Origin of the sequence: Psychrobacter phenylpyruvicus DSM 7000 = NBRC 102152, from assembly GCF_000685805.1 — a bacterium.
Lineage (GTDB): Bacteria > Pseudomonadota > Gammaproteobacteria > Pseudomonadales > Moraxellaceae > Psychrobacter > Psychrobacter phenylpyruvicus.
The window spans coordinates 45,956-70,735 of sequence record NZ_JMKP01000013.1 but is presented as its reverse complement, the minus strand read 5'-3'; the positions used below and the strand labels follow the sequence as shown (position 1 = coordinate 70,735).

The window sequence follows — 24,780 nt, the reverse complement described above, 5'->3', positions numbered from 1 at the left end:
CGTCACTACGCACACGTAGACTGCCCAGGTCACGCTGACTATGTTAAAAACATGATTACTGGTGCGGCTCAGATGGACGGTGCTATTCTAGTAGTATCAGCAACTGACGGTCCAATGCCACAAACACGTGAGCACATTCTATTATCACGTCAGGTTGGTGTACCATACATCATCGTATTCATGAACAAATGTGACATGGTAGATGACGAAGAGTTACTAGAGCTAGTAGAAATGGAAGTGCGTGAATTACTTTCAGACTACGACTTCCCAGGTGATGACACTCCAATCATCAAAGGTTCAGCTTTAGAAGCGTTAAATGGTAACGACGGTAAGTACGGTGAGCCAGCAGTTATCGAACTACTAAACACTCTAGACACTTACATTCCAGAGCCAGAGCGTGACATCGATAAGCCATTCCTAATGCCAATCGAAGACGTATTCTCAATCTCAGGTCGTGGTACAGTAGTAACAGGCCGTGTTGAATCTGGTATCATCAAAGTTGGTGACGAAATCGAAATCGTTGGTATCAAAGACACAGTTAAAACAACTTGTACTGGTATCGAGATGTTCCGTAAGTTACTAGACGAAGGTCGTGCTGGTGAGAACTGTGGTGTACTATTACGTGGTACTAAGCGTGAAGACGTACAACGTGGTCAAGTACTTGCTAAGCCAGGTTCAATCACTCCACACACCAACTTCGACGCAGAAGTATACGTACTATCAAAAGAAGAAGGTGGTCGTCACACTCCATTCTTAAATGGTTACCGTCCACAGTTCTACTTCCGTACTACTGACGTAACAGGTGCAATCACGTTACAAGAAGGTACTGAAATGGTAATGCCAGGCGATAACGTTGAGATGAGCGTAGAGCTAATCCACCCAATCGCTATGGACAAAGGTTTACGTTTCGCAATTCGCGAAGGTGGCCGTACTGTAGGTGCTGGTGTTGTTGCTAACGTTAAAAACTAATTTTAGTTTAATGTAGTACAGCATTATGCGAAAAGGCCCTCTCATTCGAGAGGGCCTTTTTTTTGACTGTATTTTTGACGTGCTCAAATTTAAGCTTGCAGCAGTAGGGTTTTAAGCAAGAGAGGGAGGGCTCGGACTAACCACATAGCAAAAGCAGAGGAGGACTGTAAGCTGAGGTAATGAGTTTAAAATAATAGTGATAAATTGATAAAACAAATAATTCGGTCAAAAGTGACTTGAGTTAATCTCAATAAACGCTTAGAATATCGCCACTATTGACTAGGAGCAGCACAGTGTTTATTTAGCTGTGGTTTATTTTGGAAGAATCCTAATGAGTGTTACTCACAAGGCTTGCATTCCACAAAAAAGATTGTATAATAGTCAACCTTAACTAAAGGCGATTGGCTCAATTGGTAGAGCATCGGTTTCCAAAACCGAGGGTTGGGGGTTCGAGTCCCTCATCGCCTGCCACTTTATTACTGTTTGAACTGAACGAGATCTAAGCTTAATAGCTTGTTAAGGCAAATAGTACCAAGCACTCTTCTTTTACCATACAGATAGGCGGCATAAATTCTATCGTCTACGTCGTAAGGCAATTCAATTATGAGCAAACAACAGGATAACCTAGAAAGAAAGGTATCTGACGCTAAGCAGGGCGCTCATAATACGTTAGGTAAAGATCTTTCTGGTAAAAGTGCAGTGGAAGTTGCAACAACCCGTTCGCCAAAAGATATGGCGCTTTGGGGTCTTGCATTGGCCTCCTTAATTGGGGCTACTTTAGTGCAATATAAACTGCCAGGTATTTGGCAACCTGCCAATGATTTGTGGACTCGAGTCGGCATCATTGCTGCTCTGATTGTTTTAGCCATTATCTGTTTGGCTTTAACCAATCAAGGCCGTAGCTTTAAGATATTGCTTAAAGACGCCAGTATTGAGTTACGTCGTGTTACCTGGCCAAGTAAGAATGAAACCATTCAATATACTTGGCAAAGTTTACTGGTGATTGGTATTGTTGCAGTTATAGTCTGGTTGTTAGATAACTTATTTAACTGGTTGGTTGGTATATTTATTGGTTAAATAAGCCAATAGTAGCCACCAGTAACATTAGAACAAAGAATTGTTAGGGCTGGGCTTGATATAACCTTTATCTTGATGTGAGTTATATTATCTTGATATGAGTTATATAAGCAATACAGCCTGTTTTTTTTAATCAGCAATCGTTTGATTGACGTCATGGAGAAACCTATGCGCTGGTATATTGTGCAAGCATTTTCAGGCTATGAAAAGCAGGTCCAACGCTACTTGACGGATCGTATCAATCGCAGTGAGTTCGCTGATAAATTCGGTGAGGTTTTAGTACCTACCGAAGAAGTCGTTGAAATGAAAGACGGCAAAAAGCGTAAAAGTGAGCGTAAGTTCTTTCCAGGCTACGTATTAGTAGAGATGGAAATGAATGATGATACTTGGCACATCGTCAATGATTGCCCCCGTATTACCGGCTTCATCGGCGGTACGCCAGAGAATCCAGCACCTATTACTAAAGTTGAGGCCGATCGCATCTTAAATCGCCTGAAGCAAAGTGAAGAAGCACCGCGTCCTAAGACTTTATTTGAGCCAGGTGAAGAAGTTCTGGTTATCGACGGACCATTTACAGATTTTAAAGGTTTGGTTGAGAAAGTAGATTACGAAAAATCGAAGTTACAACTGACCGTAAACGTATTTAACAGACCGACTCAGGTCGAATTAGAGTTTAGTAAGGTTGAAAAGTTAAGCTAATTGGCTTACTACAAAATCAACTGAACTAAATATTTTACCCACCGGGGAGCGGATAGCTCTGCTTATCAACTTGCTTCAATAAAATTGGTAAGTGTGAGCAGCAAGCGTTATCACCCGTAAAGGAGAAAACTCATGGCTAAGAAGATTGATGGTTACATCAAACTACAAGTGCCTGCTGGCAAAGCAAACCCTTCACCACCGATTGGTCCTGCACTAGGTCAAAAAGGTGTGAACATCATGGCATTCTGTAAAGAGTTCAACGCAGCAACTGCTAGCATGGAACCAGGTCTGCCAATTCCTACTGAAATTACAGTATACGCTGATAAATCATTTACATTTATCATGAAGTCACCACCTGCTGCGTTCTTGCTGCGTAAAGCTGCTGGTATCGCTAAAGGTTCTGGTGTTCCAAATACTACTAAAGTAGGTAAAGTTACTCGTGCACAGCTAGAAGAAATCGTGCAAACTAAAAATGCTGATTTGACTGCTGCTGACCTGGACGCTGCTGTACGTACCATCGCTGGTACTGCGCGTTCAATGGGCATCGATGTGGAGGGTGTGTAAATGAGTAAGCTTACTAAACGTCAAAAATTGATCGCTGAGCGTGTAGAAAACGAAAAGTTATACACTCTTGAAGAAGCGGTAACCATTTTAAACGAACTACCTCCTCTTAAATTTAAAGAGTCAGTTGATATCGCTATCAACCTAGGTGTTGATCCACGTAAATCAGACCAAGTAGTTCGTGGTGCAACTAACCTACCTGCGGGTACTGGTAAAACTAAGCGTATCGCTGTATTCGCCCAAGGCGCTGCTGCTGATGCTGCTAAAGAAGCTGGTGCAGACGTGGTTGGTATGGAAGATCTTGCAGAACAAGTTAAAGCCGGTAACTTAGACTTTGACGTTGTTATTGCAGCTCCAGACGCAATGCGTGTTGTGGGTCAGTTAGGTACTATTCTAGGTCCACGTGGCCTAATGCCTAACCCTAAAGTAGGTACAGTTACTCCTAACGTTGCTGAAGCAGTTGCAAACGCTAAAGCAGGTCAGGCTACTTACCGTGTAGACAAAGCAGGTATCATCCACACCACTATCGGTCAGGTTGGTTTCACTGTTGAGCAAATCCAGCAGAACGTACAGGCTCTATTATCAGACATTCGTCGTGCTAAGCCAGCTACTTCTAAAGGTATCTACATTAAGAAAATTACTTTATCAAGCACTATGGGTCCTGGTATCACATTAGATCCACTACCATACCGCATGGCTAAGTAATTCAACTAATTCATTAGTTATTTAGTGATAATTTGGGCTCTACTTATTGGTAACTCGAATTATCACCCCAATTTAAAGTTTTAAAATATTAGGTCAGCTTAGCCAAAGCTATGCTGTCTAAGACCGTAGGTAGGTATGTTGAGGAAATAAATCTTTGGGTTTATAACCGTAGGCATACTGTTAATTGATGTTGATGTTAGTGGGTTATTTCTTTAACCATTATTAGCTCAATATTGGCCTACGCAGACGGTGACCAAAAAAGTTTGATCATGGGAATTAAATAGAATTTATCCATTTAGTTTCTTATTCATTCTGATAAAGGTGCCGTATTCAGCGTTACTAAAGTGATTAAATATTATTTATTTAGTGTTTGATCATTAGCTTTAGTAATAGAAACGTCAATTCGGCATTGTGAAAGCAATGTTGAAGAGATCAAGGAGTCAACTCATGGCATTAACGCTAGAACAGAAACAAAAAGTTGTGGCTGAAGTGTCTGAAGTTGCTGCAAATGCTTATTCAGCAGTTGCTGCTGATTATCACGGTCTTGAAGTAGGTCAGTTAACTGAACTACGTGTTCAAGCACGTGAGAAAGGTGTTGTACTTAAAGTAGTTAAAAACACGCTAGCTAAGCGTGCTTTTGAAGGTACTAACTTTGAGTGCATGTCAGATAAGATGGTTGGCCCATTGTTACTGGCTTTTTCTACTGAAGATTTAGGTTCAGCTGCTCGTGTTATTTATGAGTTCAGCAAAGAACATAAAGCTTTAGAGCCAAAGCTTGTATCAGTTGGTGGTGAGTTGTTTGGTCCTGAGGAATTAGAGCGCGTAGCTAAACTTCCAACACGCGACGAAGCACTATCTATCTTGATGGCAACAATGAAGGCACCAGTAACCAAGCTTGCACGTACTATGAAAGAAGTACCAGGCAAGTTTGTACGTACTGTTGCAGCAGTAAAAGACGCAAAAGAAGCTGCTTAACTTATTGTATTGAACATATAAGTACAAGTTGTTTTCGATTACTACAGTATGATCATCGCCTAGTGGCATAACTTATTGTATTAATCTAACTTAACCCTTTTAAATTTATCAGAAAATGGAGAAATCCCATGGCACTATCAAGAGAAGATGTGTTAAACGCAATCGCTGAAATGTCAGTAATGGACATCGTTGAACTAATCAGCGAAATGGAAGAAAAATTCGGCGTAACAGCTGCTGCTGCTGTTGCTGCTGCACCTGCTGCTGCTGCTGGTGGCGCTGCTGCTGCTGAAGAAAAAGACGAGTTCGACGTTATTCTTGCTAGCTTCGGCGACAAGAAAGTTGGCGTAATTAAAGCAGTTCGTGAAGCTACTGGCCTAGGTCTAAAAGAAGCTAAAGAACTAGTTGAAGGCGCTCCAGCTCCAATCAAAGAAGGCGCTAACAAAGCAGAAGCTGAAGAGCTTAAGAAAAAGCTTGAAGAAGCAGGTGCTACTGTAGAACTTAAATAATAGAGATTAATCTATTATGAGTTCGGTTAGGTGAGGGTTAAATCTTACCTAACTATAAAGCCAACAATGTAATATGCATTGTTGGCTTTTTTATTTATAATGGTCGTATTGGGTTATAGAGGCGGTTGCTTTTGTCAGAAAGTTATTGTATAATCTCGCACTTGACCTTTTGTATTAGCCTAAATGGTTGACAGGCGTCACGTTAATATCTCATCAACATCGGCTTAACGAACGTTTAGCGATTAATACAGACCAAGGGACAGACAATTTGCATGTTTAAAACATCGTTAGCTTCTATCCTTTTTATTTAGACCTAGGTACGCTCGTGCTTGGGGTTTTTTTGCATCTGTCGTTTGGCTTCTTTTTAACCTAATTTAATAACTTTTTTGTAATAATTCGTTTCAATAACTAGCAAAAACCATTAGCTATTAACGTTTGTAATGGGTTTGGCGACGTCGACACTCAAATATTGAGTCAAAGCGTCATGATTGTATGCACAACAGGCATTATCAAAGGTCATTCTCACTGTTTCAATCTGATGATTCCTATTTAGAACTTGAGTAGTAAGTTAATTATTAACCACTTAATTTTTAAAAATGAATCATTTTTATTTTACTGTCTACTGTAAGGACTCTCGATGGCATATTCCTATACTGAAAAAAAACGTATTCGCAAAAGTTTTGCCGAGTTGCCACATGTGATGGATATCCCGTATCTATTGGCGATTCAAGTGGATTCCTATGAGCAATTTTTGCAGGAAAATAAAAAGCCTAAAGCGCGTGAGAATACCGGCCTTCAAGCTGCATTTTCATCTATTTTCCCAATCGAAAGTAATTCAAATAACGCTGAACTGCAATTTGTTGAGTACTATTTAGGTGCACCAGAGTTCGATGAGCGTGAGTGTATTTCTCGTGGCTCAACGTATGCAGCACCACTGCGTGTCAAAATCCGTTTGGTTATCAAAGACAAAGATAGCAAAGACAAAAATAGCAAAGCAGCTATTAAAGATATTCGTGAGCAAAACGTATACATGGGTGAAATCCCATTAATGACCGACAACGGTACCTTTATTATCAACGGTACTGAGCGTGTTATCGTGTCTCAGTTACACCGTTCACCTGGCGTGTTCTTCGACCACGACAAAGGTAAATCTCACTCAAGTGGTAAAGTACTTTATAACGCCCGTATCATTCCTTACCGCGGCTCATGGTTAGACTTTGAGTTTGATGCCAAAGACTTGGTGTTTGCTCGTATTGACCGTCGTCGTAAGCTACTAGGTACTATTATCCTACGTGCTTTAGGCATGGACACCAATGAAATCCTAGATACTTTCTTTGAAAAAGTATCGGTTTATAAAGGTGAAGAGCAGTTCGAAATCGACCTAGTTGCCGATCGCTTACGCGGTGAAATGGCTCAGTTTGATATCGTATCGCCAGACGGTGAAGTACTGGTTGAGCAAGGCAAGCGTATTAACGCCCGTCGTATTCGTCAGATTGAACAGTCTGGTATGAAGAAGCTGGCTGTGCCTGATGAGTATTTATATGAGCGCATATTGGCAGAAGACATCGTTGTTAATGACGAGGTTATCGCTCGCGCTAACACATTAATTGATCATGAGTTATTGGTTAAGTTAAGTGCGTTTGAAGCCAGTGAATCAATCAAAGAATTCAAGATTTTATTCACTAACGATATCGATCATGGTACCTATATTGCCGATACCTTACGTGCTGATACTACAGGCAGCCGTGAAGAAGCGCTAATTGAAATCTATAAAGTAATGCGTCCAGGTGAGCCACCAACGATTGATACTGCGGAAAAGCTGTTTGAAAGCATGTTCTTTAATGCAGATCGTTATGACTTATCAAACGTTGGTCGTATGAAGTTCAACCGCCGTTTGGGTCGTGAATTTATCAATAGTGATGATCCAGATGTTAAGCGTGAACAAAGCGTATTAACCAAAGAAGACATCATCGATGTTCTAAAAGAGCTGATCAATATCCGTAACGGTATTGGTGAAGTGGACGATATTGACCACTTAGGTAACCGCCGTATTCGTTCAGTGGGCGAAATGGCTGAAAACCAATTCCGTGTTGGTCTAGTACGTGTTGAGCGTGCGGTTAAAGAGCGTCTAAGTTCAGCTGAATCTGATAACTTGTCACCACAAGATTTAATTAACTCTAAGCCAGTAGCGGCAGCAGTTAAAGAGTTCTTTGGTTCAAGCCAGTTGTCACAGTTCATGGACCAAAACAACCCATTATCTGAGATTACTCACAAGCGTCGTATTTCAGCTTTAGGCCCAGGTGGTCTAACTCGTGAGCGCGCAGGCTTCGAAGTGCGTGACGTACATAACACTCACTACGGTCGTGTGTGTCCAATTGAGACCCCTGAAGGTCCAAACATTGGTCTAATTAACTCATTAGCGACCTTCGCTAAGACCAACGAGTTTGGTTTCCTAGAAACCCCATATCGTAAAGTAGTTGACGGTAAAGTAACTGATGACATCGAATACTTATCGGCCATTGAAGAAGTAGGCACCGTTATCGCTCAGGCCGACTCTGAGTTAGATGAAAACGGCGTACTTGCTGAAGAGATGGTAATGGTACGTAGCGGTGGTGAATCAGTACGTATGCCAAGCGACAAAGTAACGCATATGGACGTATCACCAAGCCAGGTTGTGTCTGTTGCGGCCAGCTTAATTCCATTCCTTGAGCATGATGATGCTAACCGTGCCTTGATGGGTTCGAACATGCAACGTCAGGCTGTTCCTACGCTACGTGCTGATAAGCCGTTAGTAGGTACCGGTATGGAGCGTCACGTAGCTCGTGACTCAGGTGTGTGTGTTATCGCTAAGCGTGGCGGTGTTATTGAAGACGTGGATGCTTCTCGTATTGTGGTTCGTGTTAACGAAGATGAGATGCAACCAGGTGAAGCCGGTATCGATATTTATAACTTAATTAAATATACCCGCTCAAACCAAAACACCTGTATCAACCAGCGTATTATTGTTAACCAAGGTGACGAAATCGCTGGCGGTGATATCCTAGCCGATGGCCCATCAACTGACTTAGGTGAGTTGGCATTGGGTCAGAACATGCGTGTGGCATTCATGCCATGGAACGGTTACAACTTCGAAGACTCGATTTTGTTATCTGAGCGTGTGGTAAAAGAAGACCGTTTCACGACCATCCATATTCAAGAATTAACTTGTGTGGCGCGTGATACTAAGCTGGGTACAGAAGAGATCACCGCTGATATTCCAAACGTAGGTGAAGCTGCTTTATCTGCGCTTGATGAGTCAGGTATTGTCTACATCGGTGCTGAAGTTGATGCTGGTGATATCCTAGTTGGTAAAGTAACGCCTAAAGGTGAAACCCAATTAACGCCAGAAGAAAAACTTCTGAGAGCCATCTTCGGTGAGAAAGCGGCAGACGTTAAAGATACTTCTTTACGTGTGCCAACTTCTACCAAAGGTACGGTTATTGACGTTCAAGTCTTTACCCGTGATGGCGTAGAAAAAGACGCTCGTGCCAAGGCAATCGAGAAGTCTCAATTAGACAACTATCGCAAAGACTTAAAAGAAGAGCTACGTATCTTCGAAGAAGCGGCGCGTAGTCGTATCAGTCACTTACTTGATGGTAAAGCCATCAGTGGTGGTGCAGGTCTTAAGTCAGGAACAGTATTGTCTGAAGCTGAACTACTAGAGATGTCATTAGAAACCTTATTAGACATTCAGCCAGTAGAAGAAGAAATTGCTGAGCGCTTGACTCAAATTCAAGAGTTCTTAGTTGATAAGCAAAAAGATATCGATACTAAGTTCGCTGAGAAAAAACGTAAGCTAACTGCAGGTGATGATCTGCAACACGGCGTACAAAAAATCGTAAAAGTTTACTTAGCGGTTAAACGTCGTATTCAGCCTGGTGATAAGATGGCCGGTCGTCATGGTAACAAAGGTGTTGTATCACGCATCATGCCAGTAGAAGATATGCCATATGATGAACATGGTAACCCAGTGGATATCGTATTGAACCCACTAGGTGTACCCTCTCGTATGAACATCGGTCAGGTACTTGAGACTCACTTAGGTATGGCGGCTAAAGGTCTTGGTGACAAGATTAACGGCATGCTTAAAGCCCAAGCTGCAGTGGCTGAGTTACGTGACTTCTTAGATAAAATTTATAACCAAGTGGGCGGTGAGCAAGCTGACTTAGACAGCTTGAGTGATGAAGACATCATGGCACTTGCTAACAACTTGCGTGACGGTGTGCCTATGGGTACCGCTGTATTTGATGGGGCACGCGAAGTTCAAATTGATGAGCTGTTAGAACTTGCAGGCTATCCAACTTCAGGTCAGCAAACTTTATATGATGGCCGTACTGGTCAGAAGTTTGACCGTCCTGTAACTGTAGGCTACATGTATATGTTGAAACTAAACCACTTAGTAGATGACAAGATGCATGCTCGCTCAACAGGTTCATACTCATTAGTAACGCAGCAGCCATTAGGTGGTAAAGCACAATTTGGTGGTCAGCGCTTCGGTGAGATGGAAGTTTGGGCCCTAGAAGCATACGGCGCAACTTACACGTTGCAAGAGATGCTAACAGTGAAGTCGGATGATGTTGAAGGTCGTACGCGTATGTATAAGAACATCGTCGATGGTGAACAGTACATGGATCCAGGTATGCCTGAATCATTCAACGTACTGACCAAAGAGATTAAGTCATTGGGTATTAATATTGAGCTAAAAGAAAGTAATTAGTCTTATCCTTTAACTCAGCCTAATTCATTGCCTTCAACGGTGAGTTTGGGTCATTGCTTAAAATGTCTTATTGAACATAAATAATAGTGATGACCCACTGCCGTGAACACATATAACGGAGAAGCAACTTGAAAGATTTACTCGATATTATGAAAAGCCCTGCCGATAACGGCAAACGTGAATTTGATAGCATTCAGATTTCATTGGCTGCTCCAGAGACTATTAAATCATGGTCACATGGTGAAGTAAAAAAACCAGAAACTATTAACTACCGTACCTTTAAGCCTGAGCGTGACGGTCTATTCTGTGCCAAAATCTTTGGTCCAGTAAAAGACTTTGAGTGTCTTTGTGGTAAGTACAAACGCCGTAAATTCCAGGGCGTAATCTGTGAAAAATGTGGTGTAGAAGTAACCACAGCCAAAGTTCGTCGTGACCGCATGGGCCACATCGATCTTGCTAGCCCAGTTGCTCACATTTGGTTCTTAAAATCATTACCAAGCCGTATCGGTCTATTACTGGATATGACATTACGTGATATCGAGCGCGTATTGTATTTCGAAAGCTATGTAGTAACTGATCCAGGCATGACTTCATTAGAGAAGTATCAGCTGCTTGATGACGAAGATTACTACAAAGCGTTAGAAGAATTCGGTGATGAGTTCATCGCTAAAATGGGTGCTGAAGCGATTCAAGACCTACTAAAAGACATTGATATTGATCTTGAAATTGATGAGCTACGTGAAGAGATTCCTAACACGGGTTCTGAAACCAAACTTAAAAAGATGTCTAAACGTCTTAAGTTATTAGAAGCTTTCCGTGACTCTAATAACAAGCCTGAGTGGATGGTAATGAGTATCTTACCAGTACTACCACCAGACTTACGTCCTCTAGTACCACTAGAAGGCGGGCGCTTTGCGACGTCAGATCTAAACGATTTATATCGCCGTGTTATCAACCGTAACAACCGTTTGAAGCGTCTGTTAGAGCTTAACGCACCAGATATCATTGTGCGTAACGAAAAACGTATGCTACAAGAATCAGTAGATGCGTTATTAGATAACGGTCGTCGTGGTCGTGCCATTACTGGTAGTAACAAGCGCCCATTAAAATCGCTTGCTGATATGATTAAAGGTAAGCAAGGTCGTTTCCGTCAAAACTTGTTGGGTAAACGTGTTGACTATTCAGGCCGTTCAGTAATCGTTGTAGGTCCTACATTACGTCTACATCAGTGTGGTCTACCGAAGAAAATGGCTCTTGAACTATTCAAGCCATTCACTTACTCAAAACTATTATCACACGGTATGGCTACTACCATTAAACAAGCTAAAAAAATGGTAGAGCGTGAAGAGCCACAAGTTTGGGATATGCTGGCCATGGTAATCCGTGAGCATCCAGTATTACTAAACCGTGCACCAACGCTACACAGATTGGGTCTACAAGCGTTTGAGCCAGTACTAATTGAAGGTAAGGCAATTCAGCTGCACCCGCTAGTTTGTACCGCGTTTAACGCTGACTTCGACGGTGACCAAATGGCAGTACACGTGCCATTAACCCTAGAAGCACAGTTAGAAGCTCGTGTACTTATGATGTCTACGAATAACATCTTATCACCTGCTAACGGTGATCCGATTATCGTACCATCACAAGACGTTGTACTGGGTCTATACTACATTAGCCGCTCAGCTATTAACGCCAAAGGCGAAGGCATGATCTTCGCGACCGTTAACGAAGCATTGCGCGCGATTGGATCAAACGACCTACATGTAAACGCAAGAATTAAAGTTCGTGTTACCGAGACTACTTTTGATGAAGAGGGTAACGCAACCAAAGAAACTCACCTACAAGATACTGTAGCTGGTCGTTTATTGATCTGGAACATTATGCCAAAAGGCATGAAGTTCGAAGAGTGTAACGTTGAGATGACTAAGAAAAACATCTCGAAACTAATGAACTCTTGCTACCGTACTCGTGGCGTGAAAGAAAGTGTTATCTTCGCTGACCAATTGATGTACCTAGGTTTTGCTCAAGCAACTCTATCAGGTGTGTCTATCGGTATTGAGGACATGGTTATTCCGCCTAAGAAGAAAGAGCTTATCGAAGCGGCTGATGCTGAAGTTCGTGAAATTGAACAACAGTTTGAGCAAGGTTTCGTAACTGCTGGTGAGCGCTATAACAAAGTTGTCGATATTTGGTCACGTACTAACGATAAAGTAGCTAAAGCGATGATGGACAACTTGTCTACTGACAAAGTTATCAACGCACAGGGTGAAGAGGAAGAACAGAAATCGTTCAACTCTATCTTCATCATGTCAGACTCTGGTGCTCGTGGTAGTGCGGCTCAGATTCGTCAGTTGGCCGGTATGCGTGGTCTGATGGCTAAGCCAGATGGTTCAATTATCGAGACCCCAATTAAAGCCAACTTCCGTGAAGGTCTATCAGTACTTCAGTACTTCATCTCGACTCACGGTGCCCGTAAAGGTCTTGCTGATACCGCACTGAAAACTGCTAACTCAGGTTACTTAACCCGTCGTCTAGTAGACGTGGCGCAAGATTTGGTTATCACAGAGAACGATTGTGGTACTGAAAAAGGCGTTCGCATGACACCACACATCCAAGGTGGTGAGATCATCGAGAAGCTAGGTGACCGTGTGTTAGGTCGTGTGGTAGCAACAGACGTTATCAACCGTGAAAATGAAGTGATCTTACCAGCAGGTACACTAATTGATGAACAAGGCGTACAACTAATTGATAACAATGGTATCGATGAGGTGTGGGTACGTTCAGTAATTACTTGTGAAGTACCACATGGGGTATGTGCTCAGTGTTACGGTCGTGACTTAGCCCGTGGTCATAAAGTGAACATTGGTGAGTCTGTGGGTGTTATGGCTGCTCAGTCAATTGGTGAGCCAGGTACTCAGTTAACCATGCGTACGTTCCACGTAGGTGGTGCAGCAAGTTCTACTTCAGTAGATAACAGCATCTCTGCGCGTAACACAGGTTTCATCCGCTTCCATAATATGAAGACGGTTGAACACGTAGATGGTCACTTAGTTATCGTTTCACGTTCTGCTGAAATTGGTATTGCCGATGACGTAGGCCGTGAGCGTGAGCGCTATAAAGTACCTTATGGTTCAAGTGTTCTAGTGAAAGATGGTGATGAGGTTGAAAGTGGACAGGCTATTGCCAAGTGGGATCCGCACACTCACCCAATTATCACAGAATTCGCTGGTAAAGCACGCTTCAGCGACATTATCGATGGCTCGACTGCCACGGTTAAGATTGATGAAGCCACTGGTATGAGCTCGTTTGAAATTCTTGGTTCAAAAGACCGTCCAAGTAACTCAAAAGACTTACGCCCAGCGATTATTCTAGATACTACTGGTGGTAAAGAAGTAGTTTACTTCCTACCAGCTGAGACTATTATCCGTGTCTCTGACGGTGAAGAAGTGACTGCAGGTTCGGTATTAGGTCGTGTACCACAAGCTACCTCAGGTACTAAAGATATTACCGGTGGTCTGCCACGTGTTGCTGACTTATTTGAAGCACGTCGTCCGAAAGATCATGCCATCATGGCAGAGATGTCTGGTGTGGTAAGCTTCGGTACCTCGACCAAAGGTAAGAACCGCTTTATCATCACCAATGAAGATGGCGAAGTACACGAAGAGCTGATTCCAAAATGGCGTCAAATCAACGTATTCGAAAACGAAACCGTTGCCCGTGGTGAGGTCATTGCAGATGGTCCATTAAATCCGCATGACATCTTACGCTTACAAGGCGAAACCGCTCTGGCGAACTATATTGTTGACGAAGTACAAGAGGTATATCGTCTGCAAGGTGTTAAGATCAATGATAAGCACATTGAAGTAATTATCCGTCAGATGCTACGTAAAGTAGAAGTTACTGATGCTGGTGATTCTAACTACTTCAAGGGCGATCAGGTTGAATACGCTGATGTGAAAGCGCTGAACGAAAAACTACTGGCTGAAGATAAGTTCCCAGTACAGTTTGAGCGTCAATTATTGGGTATTACCAAAGCCAGCTTGGCAACAGAGAGCTTTATCTCAGCGGCTTCTTTCCAAGAAACCACTCGTGTGTTAACTGCTGCTGCTGTTGAAGGCAAAGTGGATGAACTTCGTGGCTTGAAAGAGAACGTTGTAGTCGGTCGTCTGATCCCAGCGGGTACAGGTCTTGCTTACCATGCGGCTCGTAAGAAAGCCAAAGAAGGTAAGCCGGCTTATGATGTAGAAAGTGCTCTAGATGCTGCGTTCGATCTAGAAGCAAATACTACTGCTCAAGACTTTAGAAGCTTCGATGAAGCCTTTGCTCAAGAGCTTAGCCAAGACAAGCCAGGTCAGTAAGGATTACTTGCTGATTTGAGTAATAAATAAAAGTCATAGCTAGCAAAAAATCCGGCATTCGTGCCGGATTTTTTATTGCAATAAACTATTAGATATCAGCTACTTATTAATTTTTGAATTTTTAGATCAAAAAGTTAGGCCCAAGGCTTCAGAAACTTGCCCATAAAGCAATAAATGAACTTGAATCGATCTCTATAAGCCTTTATAACTATAACAAGAGCAGTTATTTAACAAATTAACCAAACTTACTGTTTGTTTAACTTCTCTGTATGATAAGAGTAGTAAAATACTACATTTATTTAATAATAAATTAATAATGATATAAAGACAGTTTTAATTATTTTGATTAATTATTTGAGGCGATTATGAGAAAAGTTATTCTATTAATATCTGCCTTGTTCTCAGCAGGGATGATGAGTAGTGCGTACGCTGAAAATAAAGCACCAGACTGTGATAGTTTAAATATCATGTTGATGTCTATGAAAGACGAGCTGAATATTAATGCCAACTGGCGCACAACTGGCTCATCACCCAATAAATTTAAGACAGTAAGCGTTGGTGACTCCAATAATTCAGGGGATCCCAGTTTTGATATCAACTGCCCAAACTTAACTGCCAGTTATGATGGTAATGCATTGAAGATGAAGGCAGACAGCTATAAAGGCATTATTGATCATTTATATAAGCAGTTAAATCGGGGTGTGGATTTATATAACTATCGCTGGTATACCGATCCTAAGGTAAAAGCTGATTTTAAAGTGGATAAGTATAGTTTTGATTTAGAAAGATTATTGCTTACCGATGGCTATATTAAAATGCCCGAGGGAGGCAGTATTAGTAAAAAACAGTCTTTTATTCCTAATACGGCAGTTATTAGTTATAAAATTAATGGGGGCACGTTAAAGCCGCTGCTGGTTAATAAAAACGTTACCAAATACTCTTCGGATTTTAAAGGGGCCAAAACCATTGATATTTATCATAAAAATCCGAATATGGCCCGCAGAGGTTTTGGGGTTGAAAGAATATTTATTGATAAAGAAAATGGGGTACTAGAGATTTATAAAGAGCATGTTTTTCCGCCCAAATAAATGGTTTTAGTCATTTATTATTGGTACCAAATTATAGGAAGCCTGCTTGTATTAAGCGGGTTTTTTTATTTTCAGCAAGGATGAATGAGATATAAATAACATATTTATGGTACATTTATCTTTTATATAAGTAGGGTGTGAGAGTAGAAATGGCAGATAAAGGTAGAGTAGCCCGTTATCAAGCAGATCGAACCAATCAAAAGTTTTATTTTTGTAGAGTAGCGTGTAAGCAAGCAGGCGAGACGACAGATAAACAGTTATATCAAGCCCATTGTGAAACCGCAATCTTTCATCTACAAGGGGCGTTATGGGCTTTCTTACAGGAGTTGGCACATTTTTATAACTTAGATACCAGTCAGCCCAGTATTGACTACATTGAGACTGCTTTAGAGAAAAAAACTCTAATTTCACCAGAGCTACAACGTATTAAAATCTCGCTAGATTCTGGGGTATTGGCCAATATCAATAAGGCCTATCAGCGCTGTCAGTATGCACCAGCACCTGACACTAAGGGCTTAGAAACCTCTAGTCAAGATTTGATTGTCAATGTGGTAACGTTGTCAAATCAGTGGTTGCCCGACGAGCAGACCATTCGTGACTGGCGCACTGAGTTTATGACTTTGGTCGATGAGATGCGCGGCGGCATGGTGGAATACTAGTCATATCCGTGGCTATTATCTCAGACTCTCGGTTACAGCTAGTTTAGGTTAAAGCTAATTTTTGGCCATAAAAGTTTAAGCTATAATAAGTGATAAAAAGGCACTGCTGATGGTCAGTCGTGCCTTTTTTATTGAGCTTGATTAAGTGGCTCCTTGAAGAAGCTACTCAGAGTAAGTTTATTTACCTTAACTTATTTGCTTTTACCTTCACGGCGCTGTTTAAGCTGAGATTTTGGAATCCAAGCCCAAGTCATATCTACCGTAATTGGAGCACGGTCGCTATCAGAGTTACGGTCCTCGATGACACAAGGAATGACCATCTCACCTTTAGGGGTATCTAAAATATATTGACGCTGCTCATCACTTAAAGTGGCTATGGCAGCTATTTGTCCTTTTTTGACAGGACGATAGAAATTCACTTCATAAGATTTAACCAGTAGGACTCTATCAGAAGGTAGATTCATTGCCAAGACAAAGCCGGTAGCGGTCTCTGCCAATAAAGTTACTGCCACAGCATGTACCGAACCAATGTGGTTTTGTACGGCTTTTTTATTTTCTAAGCTAACCACCAGCTTATTTGGGCTCACTTCTTCGTAAACAATGCCAGTAGTGCCGACATAAGGTACAATCTTACTAAAGGCTTTGGTCAGTACAAAAGATTGAGTCGATTTGGGTAGAAATTGTACCGCCTTTAAGATTTTGGTAAAAGGATTACTAACTCCTTTGGATTGAGTTTCATTAGAGGCGCCCTGATCGGCAGTATTATTGCTCGACTGAGCCGCTTTAGAAGGCAGGTTTAGTTGAGCGGCTATTGTGGCTGCTTTTTCAGCCGCAGCTTTGCTAGTAGAAGAGACTTGCTGTATAAGGTTTGATAATTGGCTCATAACGCTTCCTTTCATGGTTTGAGTGAACTTTTATGGTTACAGTTGTTTTATAGTTACAGTTAAATAGTGATATCCGGTCATAATGAAAAGAGTATAGCAAAACCAGCAGCCAATAAGAGATGATATAGCGGTCACAAAAAAGCGTTGCCGATTGCTAAGTAACCCCACCATTAAAACTTTAAAAATGCGAAGAGATACTTTGAACCAAGATTTGATACCCCATTTAACCTCCTTACCGACTGAACCTACCAATATTATTTTTACTGGTGTAGCAGGCACAGGAAAAACTCATAGGCTGCTTGAGTTACAAAAGCAATATGACGAATCTATCGAGTCTTCCTGGGGCAGTTGGCGTATCCAGCAGCTTAGTCATTATGGATGGTGTGAGGTGGTGTGCGCTGTATTGCTCCTAGAAGACAGGTTGATGACAGTGCCGGAGATGATGCGTCATCCGCTAGTCATGGATAAAGCCGCGGCTAATAAACGTAATGAAAATATCAATCAGACTTTATGGGTTCAGCTGAACAAGCACGCTCATCCAGAATCGGTGACGGTCAATACCAGCCAACGTTCTGCTAACTCTTATTTTGATAAAACACAGAGCAGTCAGTGGTTCTTATTAGATGAGATGAAGCAGGCACTACGCAGTCAGCTATCTGAGCTGTTGTCGTTGTATGAGGAACAGGGTAAACAACAGCATCACAGCCAAGAGCTAGTGGTAAGCCGTAGCTGTTTGGTGAGTTTTCATCAATCTTATGGCTATGATGAATTTGTGGAAGGAATTCGCCCTCGTATTCACCCACAAACCGGTCAAATGCAGTATGAGATACAGCAAGGGGCTTTTTTGGAGCTGTGTGCTAAGGCAAGTAATGATCCCAATCACCGTTATGCGATGTTGATTGACGAGATTAATAGAGCCAATACTTCACAAGTATTTGGTGAGCTGATGAGCGTCATAGAACCGAGCAAGCGAGCAGGGGGAGCAACCCCAATGGCGGTACGTTTGGCTTACTCAGGGCGTCAATTTATGGTACCTAGCAATGTTGATATTTATGCCACCATGAATACTCAAGACCGCTCCTTGGCGACCTTAGACACTGCCTTTAGAAGACGCTTTGAGTTTGTTACTTGCTATCCTGACAGCTCGATTTTAAGTGATATTACAGACAAAGCAGGCGATAGCGTTAACTTAGCAGCTTTGATGCAAGCTTTAAATCAGCGCTTGTTTACTTTGTTTGGGGCAGAAGCTCAGTTGGGGCAGTCTTATTTCATGGGTATAAACGATACCGCTCAGCTGGCTCGACGTCTATATCGCCAGATTATTCCGCAAATCATTGAGTACATAAAGCTCAGCGCTATGCCGGCACAAATCCCTGGGCTATTGGCTCAAGTGCTATATGGTCAGGGCAGTGGGGGAAATCAATTAATGGACAGCTTTACTGAGTTAACCCCCTCACTCAGCTTGTTACAAATGGGTATTGAGCCCAATGCTCAAGAATCGCAGTGGTCACCTGCTACGCAGGGTCAGGCTTCTGCTTCAGCTGGATTAAACCCTAACTTCATTGCTGCAGCTACCCTAAATACTGAGGTAAAAAAAGAAGCTGATATAGAAGACATATATCTAACAGCCAAGCCCTATCAGCTGCTTTATGCCAGCTATCTGTCACCACAGGAGTCATAACCCTTGTATTCAGGCGTTACTGGTCAAAATACAGATCGATATGGCGTGATCAACACTTATCAGAATGATGGCGTGATTAGCTGCTTTGAACATCAGCGTCTCAGCCGGCAAGACTTTGCGTACAGCACAGACTTTGACTATTTGATTGAACAAGAGCTGCCTTGCTTTGGTATAGAAGTTAAGCGCGGTCAGCTGAGATTGGTGGTCAGTCATTATTTAGCAAAAGTAATTTTACCCAGTGGCTTAACTCTTGAGATACTGCCGAAAATTAGTGTAGAGACAGCAGCAGATACTCACCAAAGCCCCTGGCAGCTGCCAACTGCAACTGACTCAACTGCTGTATTGGCTAAGCGTAAGATAGAGATAGCACAGGCTCGGCAGTGGGTGGCGACCATGCTACAGGATATTAGTACAGATAACTTACAAAAAGAGCTAGCGGCGCTAAACCTAGCCTCTAAACCTGGCTTTTATCCTCCTTTTTATTCAAATATACCCTCGCAACTGGCAAGCGCTTCGCCAGCGTTAGATAAGCCTTGGTATGAGGGCTTGCTAGCAACAATCCGTCAAGCACTGCATCAAGCAGCACAGATCTTACCGAGTCGCTATCAAACTCAGGTGCATAATCAGCCCAAAGCACAAGGTAAGATTAATCTTGCCGCTCAGCTAAAAAACAACTGGCATCGCCCGCATTACCTATATACTGAGCAAGCGGTGTTTGAGACTGATCAACTATTGGCACAGTTTTTGGCCACTGCTTGGCAACAGCTGCAGAAGCTGTCTGCTCAGGCTGTGATAAATGAAAGCAGCTTTGATCAGCAGCTACCGAGTAGCTTGCAAGGGGTGATGGCCTTGCCCTCTCAGAGTTGGACGCCCATTTACCAACAGCTAAAAAACAATACAGCCAGTTGGGGCAGCCAGTTAGGTGTTGTACAGCTGCAGCGCGTGACTCATGCCATAGAGTGGGGGTGGTGGTTATTGACGCAAGGGACTGTGGCTGAATCGAAACACAGCAGAGACCGTAAGTTTGGGGATCAGCTGCCTACTGCGGCACTAATGATAAATATGAACCATGCGTTTGAGCGTTGGGTGCTCGGTAAGCTAAAGGGCTGGGTTACCCAGCAGTTAGCAGATAGCCAACTTATTATTCAGCCCAGTTTTGATTGGCTACACGTGAAGTCGCCGACCGCTCACTCGCTATCAAACCCAGAGGTTATCCAAAAGCTGGTACCTGATGCTTGTCTAATGACCAAAGACGGCAGAATTAGTCATGTGTTAGATATTAAGTATAAAGCGCTTTCTGCCGCTACTCATGTAAGCGGGGCAGACTGGCAGCAGCTTTATAGCTATCAACAGCACTTAAATTGTCAAAATGCGTGGTTAATTTATCCCAAAACAAAAAATTTTGCACAAAGGCTTGACGTTTTTGATAATTTGGACGAGAATAGGCACTCAAATCAGGACGGTGATGTTTCAGACAGGATTACACAAATGAGTGTGATACCTTTTGACCCCCATCAGGGCTTACTACTGATTTGATGGTTTTATAATAGGTTCGACATTTTTTGAAAATAATTTAAAAAAAGTGTTGACAAGATGAAGGTTTAGTCCTATTATATGCACCTCGATAGCGATGACACAGATTATTTAGTTAATCACAAGGTTATCAAAGTCGAAAAAAAGAAAAGTAAGATATCGGAGTGTGGCGCAGTTTGGTAGCGCATCTGGTTTGGGACCAGAGGGTCGTAGGTTCGAATCCTATCACTCCGACCACTTTTTACTAGAGCCTTACAGGCTTTTTTTTATGCTTCAAATACGACATTCGTTGTTTATTACTCTCTTTTATGTGTTTTAATAACAGTGTAGTTAGATAACAACAATGTTAGCACTATGAGCGCCTGTAGCTCAGTTGGATAGAGCATCTGCCTTCTAAGCAGGTGGTCGCAGGTTCGAATCCTGCCAGGCGCACCACTTTCGCCTGAATTGTAATACCTATATGGTTAGGTAATGCATTGCACTTTCAATACACTCTGTGTTGATTATGGCGGCTGTAGCTCAGTTGGTAGAGCCCCGGGTTGTGATCTCGGTTGTCGTGGGTTCAAGTCCCATCAGTCGCCCCATTTTTATCCCTCCTTTTACTTCTCAAAGCTAAAAATTATCTTATTTGCTAATCTAGACGTTGTCTTGGTTGGTTTTTTTGCATTTTCGTTTTTTGTGTTTTATTTCATTGCTATTTCAATTCCAATTCCATTATTTATGGCTCCGTATCTATATTGATTGATTCATGGATTACTCAGTCAGTAGCTACCAAACTGCTTATCAATCTAACATGTTCAGCTTTGGCAATAATGGTATGATAAAGGCATCTTAAAGAGGGTCGAGATATTATTATGGCAAACCGTTCAATAACGATTACCGCACAAATTAAGTCTAAAGATGACGTTAGCTCTGAATCCGTCACTGTTCAACAAGGTGAGGTAGAGGCTATTGACGTTGTGGATCAATCTATGACCATGCCTAACACAAAAGCGGAATTAGTTGCGTTATACCAAACCGAAGCTTTTGAGATTAATAACTCTGTCCAAGCTAAGGAAATGGAGAAGGTAGCCAAACAGCGAGTGGGGTTGTATGAACATCAGCTAAAACGCACTGAGTTTTTTTATACCATAAACCCCTTATTACGTCCCACTTATATGGTGCAGACGCTAAAGTCACAGTTTATTGAGTACCAGCAATTCCAAATGGCCCGAGCCCTTGATCAGCGGGGCATAATTGATTTGGATAAAAATGAGATGATGTGGCAGCAGTTGCACATTGTTGATGATCTTATTGCAGATATCGTACATCATATGCCTGCTCAGCAGCCTGTGGGTTGGCAATTGACTTCAGTGAATAAAAACCATCTAAAACTCCCTACTGTAGGGCGTCTTAGAGATAAAGACAGTATCGCCGATCAGGCCAGTCTTAATAGCTATGTATTGGGCCACTTTGGGGTAATGAGTTACACCTATGACCGGGGCTACTTTATTGGTCATGTCTTGGGTTATTTATTTTGTTGCTATTATCTAGCTCACTTGTCGATAGCCTATGGGGTAACGCCTTTACCTGAAACTGTCGTGCCTGACTATAAATATGCTTCATTAGAAACTGCGAAGCTGGTTCGGTTATTGCACAGCGTTGATGTCTATTGTAAGCGTCGTATTTATCAGTTGGCGGTACTTTGTGCCCGACTTAGCTGTTATCAATTGGATAAATATATTGAAAAAATGCTCATTGCAGAGGTCAATGAATTTGATAAAAAACAGCAAATTGAGCATTTGGATGCCTTGTTTACCCAAGGTATCATGCCTGAGATGCCGGATACGGTGGATTTGAAGCAATTTCCTGGTGCCTTTGGAGATGAAGGTAAATCTTAACAGCTGGTGTCATTAATACTTATTATACAAAAATATATTATATAGCAAGTTCAGTGAATTATAGTCATAAATCGTTTGTGGCTATTCGATAGATAGCTGTGGACTTGTTTTATTCAGTACACCCACCCACTTGACCTTATCCACTGCTAGTAAGGTCACCTTGCCGATATGAAATGACTTTAATGAAAAACTCAGTAAAAATAACAAACACCCCTTCTCGTTTTGGTGGTAAAGCCTTAGCGGCTTCGTTAGCCTTATCTATAAGCTTTGGATTGGTTTCTGGAGTAAGTGGTAATCAAGCCCAAGCGGCTAGCCTAGCAGATTTATTTGGGGGTGCTGAGACTCAGGGTAGCCAAGAGAAATTCCTAAAGGTAGATCAGGCCTTTTCGGTCAAACCTAGCCAAAATGGCAATAAAGTTAACATCGCGCTAAAGATTACCCCCAAGCACTATCTATATAAAGACAAGATTTCTTTAAAATTGCCAGCAGGGGTATCAGCCTCTACGATTAAATTCTCTCATGCCTCACAGACCATTGATGATCCTACCTTTGGTAAGGTAGATGTGTTTAAGCAGCCGCAAGTTACTGCAACGGCAACCTTGACCAACACCACTGCTGCTGCAATTAATGAAAACATAACCATTAGCTGGCAGGGCTGTGCTGAGGCAGGGCTGTGCTATCCCCCGCAAACAGAAACGCTGGCCATAAGTTTACCGCCCTCTACGTCAAGCGCAGCAGGGCAAAATAGAAGCGAGCCAGCGGCTACTGCTAAGCCAAAAGAGACTGCTGCGGCTAATTCCAAGCCAGTAACCAGCGGAAATAGTGCTTCGGCTAACCCAGATACAACAGCTAAAACCCAAAATAACTTGGCAGCGCCAGCGAAACAACAGTCACAGACGACAGCAGCTACCACTGCCAGTGCTCTTGAAGCAGACGATAACAATGCATTGGATGAGAAGTTACCGGCACAAGATACCGAGCTTGCCGATACCGCTAATAGCGAAAATGAGACTGCCTTAGCTTTTAATGAGGATAGGCAAAATGTAGAAGGTGTTGGCGACTCTACTGAGGCTAGCCTAACTGCGCAAGATAATGGCTTAAACGCAGGCTCAAGTGAGTCTGGTTTGCGGTTGGGTAGTGAAGGAGTTGTTGATCAAGATCCCTTTGGTCTGGCAGAGCACCCTTGGTTGGCTTTGTTATTGTTATTTTTGGCAGGTTTGGGTCTAGCGTTTACTCCTTGTGTTCTGCCTATGTTGCCTATTGTCAGTAATATCGTGGCACGACAGCATACTCCGACTGCCAAAAAAGGTCTGATATTGAGTGGTAGCTACGCCTTAGGTGTAGCCATTGCATATGGTATCTTAGGTGCGATTATCGCTGTATTTGGTCAGCAACTTGGTATTATTGGTTGGCTGCAAAACCCAGTTATATTATTAGCTTTTGCCGCAGTATTTGTTCTGTTGGCTTTGTATATGCTAGATGTGATTAGAATTCCTGTTCCCAATGCCATTCGCCAAAAGACTCAATCTTTGAGCCAAGCAGGGGATAAATATCTGGGTAGTACCTTTGGTAGTTTTATTGCTGGGTTACTGTCAGCACTTGTGGTATCTCCTTGTGTGTCTGCTCCTTTGTTCGGGGCCTTACTGGCTGTCTCAACCATTGGCAATCCGCTACTGGGCTTTGCCGCCTTATTCATGTTAGGTTTTGGATTGTCAGCACCGCTCATGCTACTTGGCGCTAGTCAGGGTAACTTAATGCCAAAAGCAGGCGAGTGGATGAACTGGGTGAAGCAAGGGTTTGCTTTATTATTATTTGCGGTGGCACTGTTACTGGTTGAACGTGTCATGGTTAGCCCTATTATGTTGATGCTGTGGGCGATGTGGTTCATGGTAGTAGCAGTATGGGCTTGGAAATGGAGTGGTCGAGGACAATTATTTACTAAGCCATTAGCCATCTTGTTAGGCGGTTGGGCTGCTCTGACACTGGTAGGCGCTGCTGCTGGTAGTAAAGACTCATGGCAGCCTCTGGCTGTGTTTTCTCAGCCTAACGCGGCATTAATTAATGCCAATTCACAAGCATTAGGCTCATCTGATGCGATAACAGGTATTCAGAGCAGCGATAAGCATATCTATACTTTAGATGAGCTTATTCCTATTATTGAACAAAACCCCAAAGTATTGGTTGATGTTACGGCAGAATGGTGTGTTGAGTGCCGTATTATGGACAAAACCTTGTTTACCAATCGACCAGCTGCAATGCAGCAGTGGCAGTTAGTCCGACTAGATGTGACTGAAACTAATGAAGAGTCGGCACGTATTTTGTCCGAGTTAAGCTTATTTGGGCCTCCTGCCTTATTGTATTTCGTCGATGGCAAGTTACAGGTGCAGCAAGTGGGTACGGTTGAGCGTCCTCAATTTGAAGAAACTTTGAATAGATTTTAAGGTATGAA

Annotated in this window: 16 protein-coding genes and 4 tRNA genes; 19 read left to right on the top strand and 1 reads right to left on the bottom strand. The window is 42.4% G+C overall.

Translation table 11 applies throughout. The features are described 5' to 3' along the window. The 12 genes from tuf to G561_RS0106960 all read left to right on the top strand — a co-directional run. Positions 1-969: elongation factor Tu (tuf, locus tag G561_RS0107015; RefSeq protein WP_028858900.1), on the top strand; the 969-nt coding region annotated here is incomplete at its 5' end. Between the two features lie 395 nt (positions 970-1,364). Beyond that, positions 1,365-1,440, top strand: a tRNA-Trp gene (locus tag G561_RS0107010). A gap of 132 nt (positions 1,441-1,572) precedes the next feature. After that, on the top strand, positions 1,573-2,046 hold the full coding sequence (gene secE / locus G561_RS0107005; protein WP_028858899.1) for a preprotein translocase subunit SecE: 474 nt from the start codon (positions 1,573-1,575) through the stop codon (positions 2,044-2,046). A gap of 168 nt (positions 2,047-2,214) precedes the next feature. Then, complete coding sequence (gene nusG / locus G561_RS0107000) at positions 2,215-2,745, top strand: transcription termination/antitermination protein NusG (protein WP_011961254.1); 531 nt, start codon at positions 2,215-2,217, stop codon at positions 2,743-2,745. 132 nt (positions 2,746-2,877) lie between these two features. Next, entirely contained in the window at positions 2,878-3,309 is a 432-nt protein-coding gene (gene rplK / locus G561_RS0106995; protein WP_007395730.1) for a 50S ribosomal protein L11, read from the top strand. Next, positions 3,310-4,011: a 50S ribosomal protein L1 gene (gene rplA / locus G561_RS0106990; protein WP_028858898.1), complete on the top strand. Its 702-nt coding sequence runs from the start codon at positions 3,310-3,312 to the stop codon at positions 4,009-4,011. A 447-nt stretch (positions 4,012-4,458) separates the two neighbouring features. After that, on the top strand, positions 4,459-4,986 hold the full coding sequence (gene rplJ / locus G561_RS0106985) for a 50S ribosomal protein L10 (protein WP_028858897.1): 528 nt from the start codon (positions 4,459-4,461) through the stop codon (positions 4,984-4,986). Between the two features lie 128 nt (positions 4,987-5,114). Further along, on the top strand, positions 5,115-5,492 hold the full coding sequence (gene rplL / locus G561_RS0106980) for a 50S ribosomal protein L7/L12 (protein ID WP_028858896.1): 378 nt from the start codon (positions 5,115-5,117) through the stop codon (positions 5,490-5,492). Between the two features lie 637 nt (positions 5,493-6,129). Next, positions 6,130-10,248 (top strand): DNA-directed RNA polymerase subunit beta, encoded by a 4,119-nt coding sequence (rpoB, locus tag G561_RS0106975; RefSeq protein WP_028858895.1) that lies wholly within the window; start codon positions 6,130-6,132, stop codon positions 10,246-10,248. 128 nt (positions 10,249-10,376) lie between these two features. Then, on the top strand, positions 10,377-14,606 hold the full coding sequence (gene rpoC, locus G561_RS0106970) for a DNA-directed RNA polymerase subunit beta' (RefSeq protein WP_028858894.1): 4,230 nt from the start codon (positions 10,377-10,379) through the stop codon (positions 14,604-14,606). Positions 14,607-14,971: 365 nt separating this feature from the next. After that, positions 14,972-15,694: a hypothetical protein gene (locus G561_RS0106965; RefSeq protein ID WP_028858893.1), complete on the top strand. Its 723-nt coding sequence runs from the start codon at positions 14,972-14,974 to the stop codon at positions 15,692-15,694. 149 nt (positions 15,695-15,843) lie between these two features. Beyond that, complete coding sequence (locus G561_RS0106960; protein WP_028858892.1) at positions 15,844-16,353, top strand: DUF6586 family protein; 510 nt, start codon at positions 15,844-15,846, stop codon at positions 16,351-16,353. A gap of 191 nt (positions 16,354-16,544) precedes the next feature. Here the strand turns inward: G561_RS0106960 and G561_RS0106955 are convergent, their stop codons facing one another. Next, entirely contained in the window at positions 16,545-17,237 is a 693-nt protein-coding gene (locus G561_RS0106955) for a DUF4442 domain-containing protein (protein WP_037031906.1), read from the bottom strand. A gap of 199 nt (positions 17,238-17,436) precedes the next feature. Here G561_RS0106955 and G561_RS14205 point away from each other — a divergent pair, with 199 nt between their 5' ends. The 7 genes from G561_RS14205 (at position 17,437) to G561_RS14200 (ending at position 24,772) form a co-directional block, all read left to right on the top strand. Continuing rightward, complete coding sequence (locus tag G561_RS14205) at positions 17,437-18,918, top strand: McrB family protein (RefSeq protein ID WP_028858890.1); 1,482 nt, start codon at positions 17,437-17,439, stop codon at positions 18,916-18,918. Positions 18,919-18,921: 3 nt separating this feature from the next. Further along, positions 18,922-20,454: a 5-methylcytosine restriction system specificity protein McrC gene (locus G561_RS0106945; protein WP_028858889.1), complete on the top strand. Its 1,533-nt coding sequence runs from the start codon at positions 18,922-18,924 to the stop codon at positions 20,452-20,454. Positions 20,455-20,611: 157 nt separating this feature from the next. After that, positions 20,612-20,688 (top strand) — tRNA-Pro (locus G561_RS0106940). A 121-nt stretch (positions 20,689-20,809) separates the two neighbouring features. Further along, a tRNA-Arg gene (locus G561_RS0106935) sits at positions 20,810-20,886 on the top strand. Positions 20,887-20,959: 73 nt separating this feature from the next. Next, positions 20,960-21,035, top strand: a tRNA-His gene (locus G561_RS0106930). Between the two features lie 270 nt (positions 21,036-21,305). Further along, positions 21,306-22,331, top strand: a complete 1,026-nt coding sequence (locus G561_RS0106925) for a hypothetical protein (RefSeq protein ID WP_028858888.1) — start codon at positions 21,306-21,308, stop codon at positions 22,329-22,331. Between the two features lie 182 nt (positions 22,332-22,513). Then, positions 22,514-24,772: a cytochrome c biogenesis protein CcdA gene (locus G561_RS14200; RefSeq protein ID WP_037031905.1), complete on the top strand. Its 2,259-nt coding sequence runs from the start codon at positions 22,514-22,516 to the stop codon at positions 24,770-24,772. Positions 24,773-24,780: the final 8 nt, after the last annotated feature.

Coding starts and splice junctions, on each gene's coding strand:
- secE (WP_028858899.1), top strand. CDS start 1,573: ATGAGCAAACAACAGGATAACCTAGAAAGAAAGGTATCTGACGCTAAG.
- nusG (WP_011961254.1), top strand. CDS start 2,215: ATGCGCTGGTATATTGTGCAAGCATTTTCAGGCTATGAAAAGCAGGTC.
- rplK (WP_007395730.1), top strand. CDS start 2,878: ATGGCTAAGAAGATTGATGGTTACATCAAACTACAAGTGCCTGCTGGC.
- rplA (WP_028858898.1), top strand. CDS start 3,310: ATGAGTAAGCTTACTAAACGTCAAAAATTGATCGCTGAGCGTGTAGAA.
- rplJ (WP_028858897.1), top strand. CDS start 4,459: ATGGCATTAACGCTAGAACAGAAACAAAAAGTTGTGGCTGAAGTGTCT.
- rplL (WP_028858896.1), top strand. CDS start 5,115: ATGGCACTATCAAGAGAAGATGTGTTAAACGCAATCGCTGAAATGTCA.
- rpoB (WP_028858895.1), top strand. CDS start 6,130: ATGGCATATTCCTATACTGAAAAAAAACGTATTCGCAAAAGTTTTGCC.
- G561_RS0106965 (WP_028858893.1), top strand. CDS start 14,972: ATGAGAAAAGTTATTCTATTAATATCTGCCTTGTTCTCAGCAGGGATG.
- G561_RS0106960 (WP_028858892.1), top strand. CDS start 15,844: ATGGCAGATAAAGGTAGAGTAGCCCGTTATCAAGCAGATCGAACCAAT.
- G561_RS0106955 (WP_037031906.1), bottom strand. CDS start 17,237: ATGAGCCAATTATCAAACCTTATACAGCAAGTCTCTTCTACTAGCAAA.
- G561_RS0106925 (WP_028858888.1), top strand. CDS start 21,306: ATGGCAAACCGTTCAATAACGATTACCGCACAAATTAAGTCTAAAGAT.
- G561_RS14200 (WP_037031905.1), top strand. CDS start 22,514: ATGAAAAACTCAGTAAAAATAACAAACACCCCTTCTCGTTTTGGTGGT.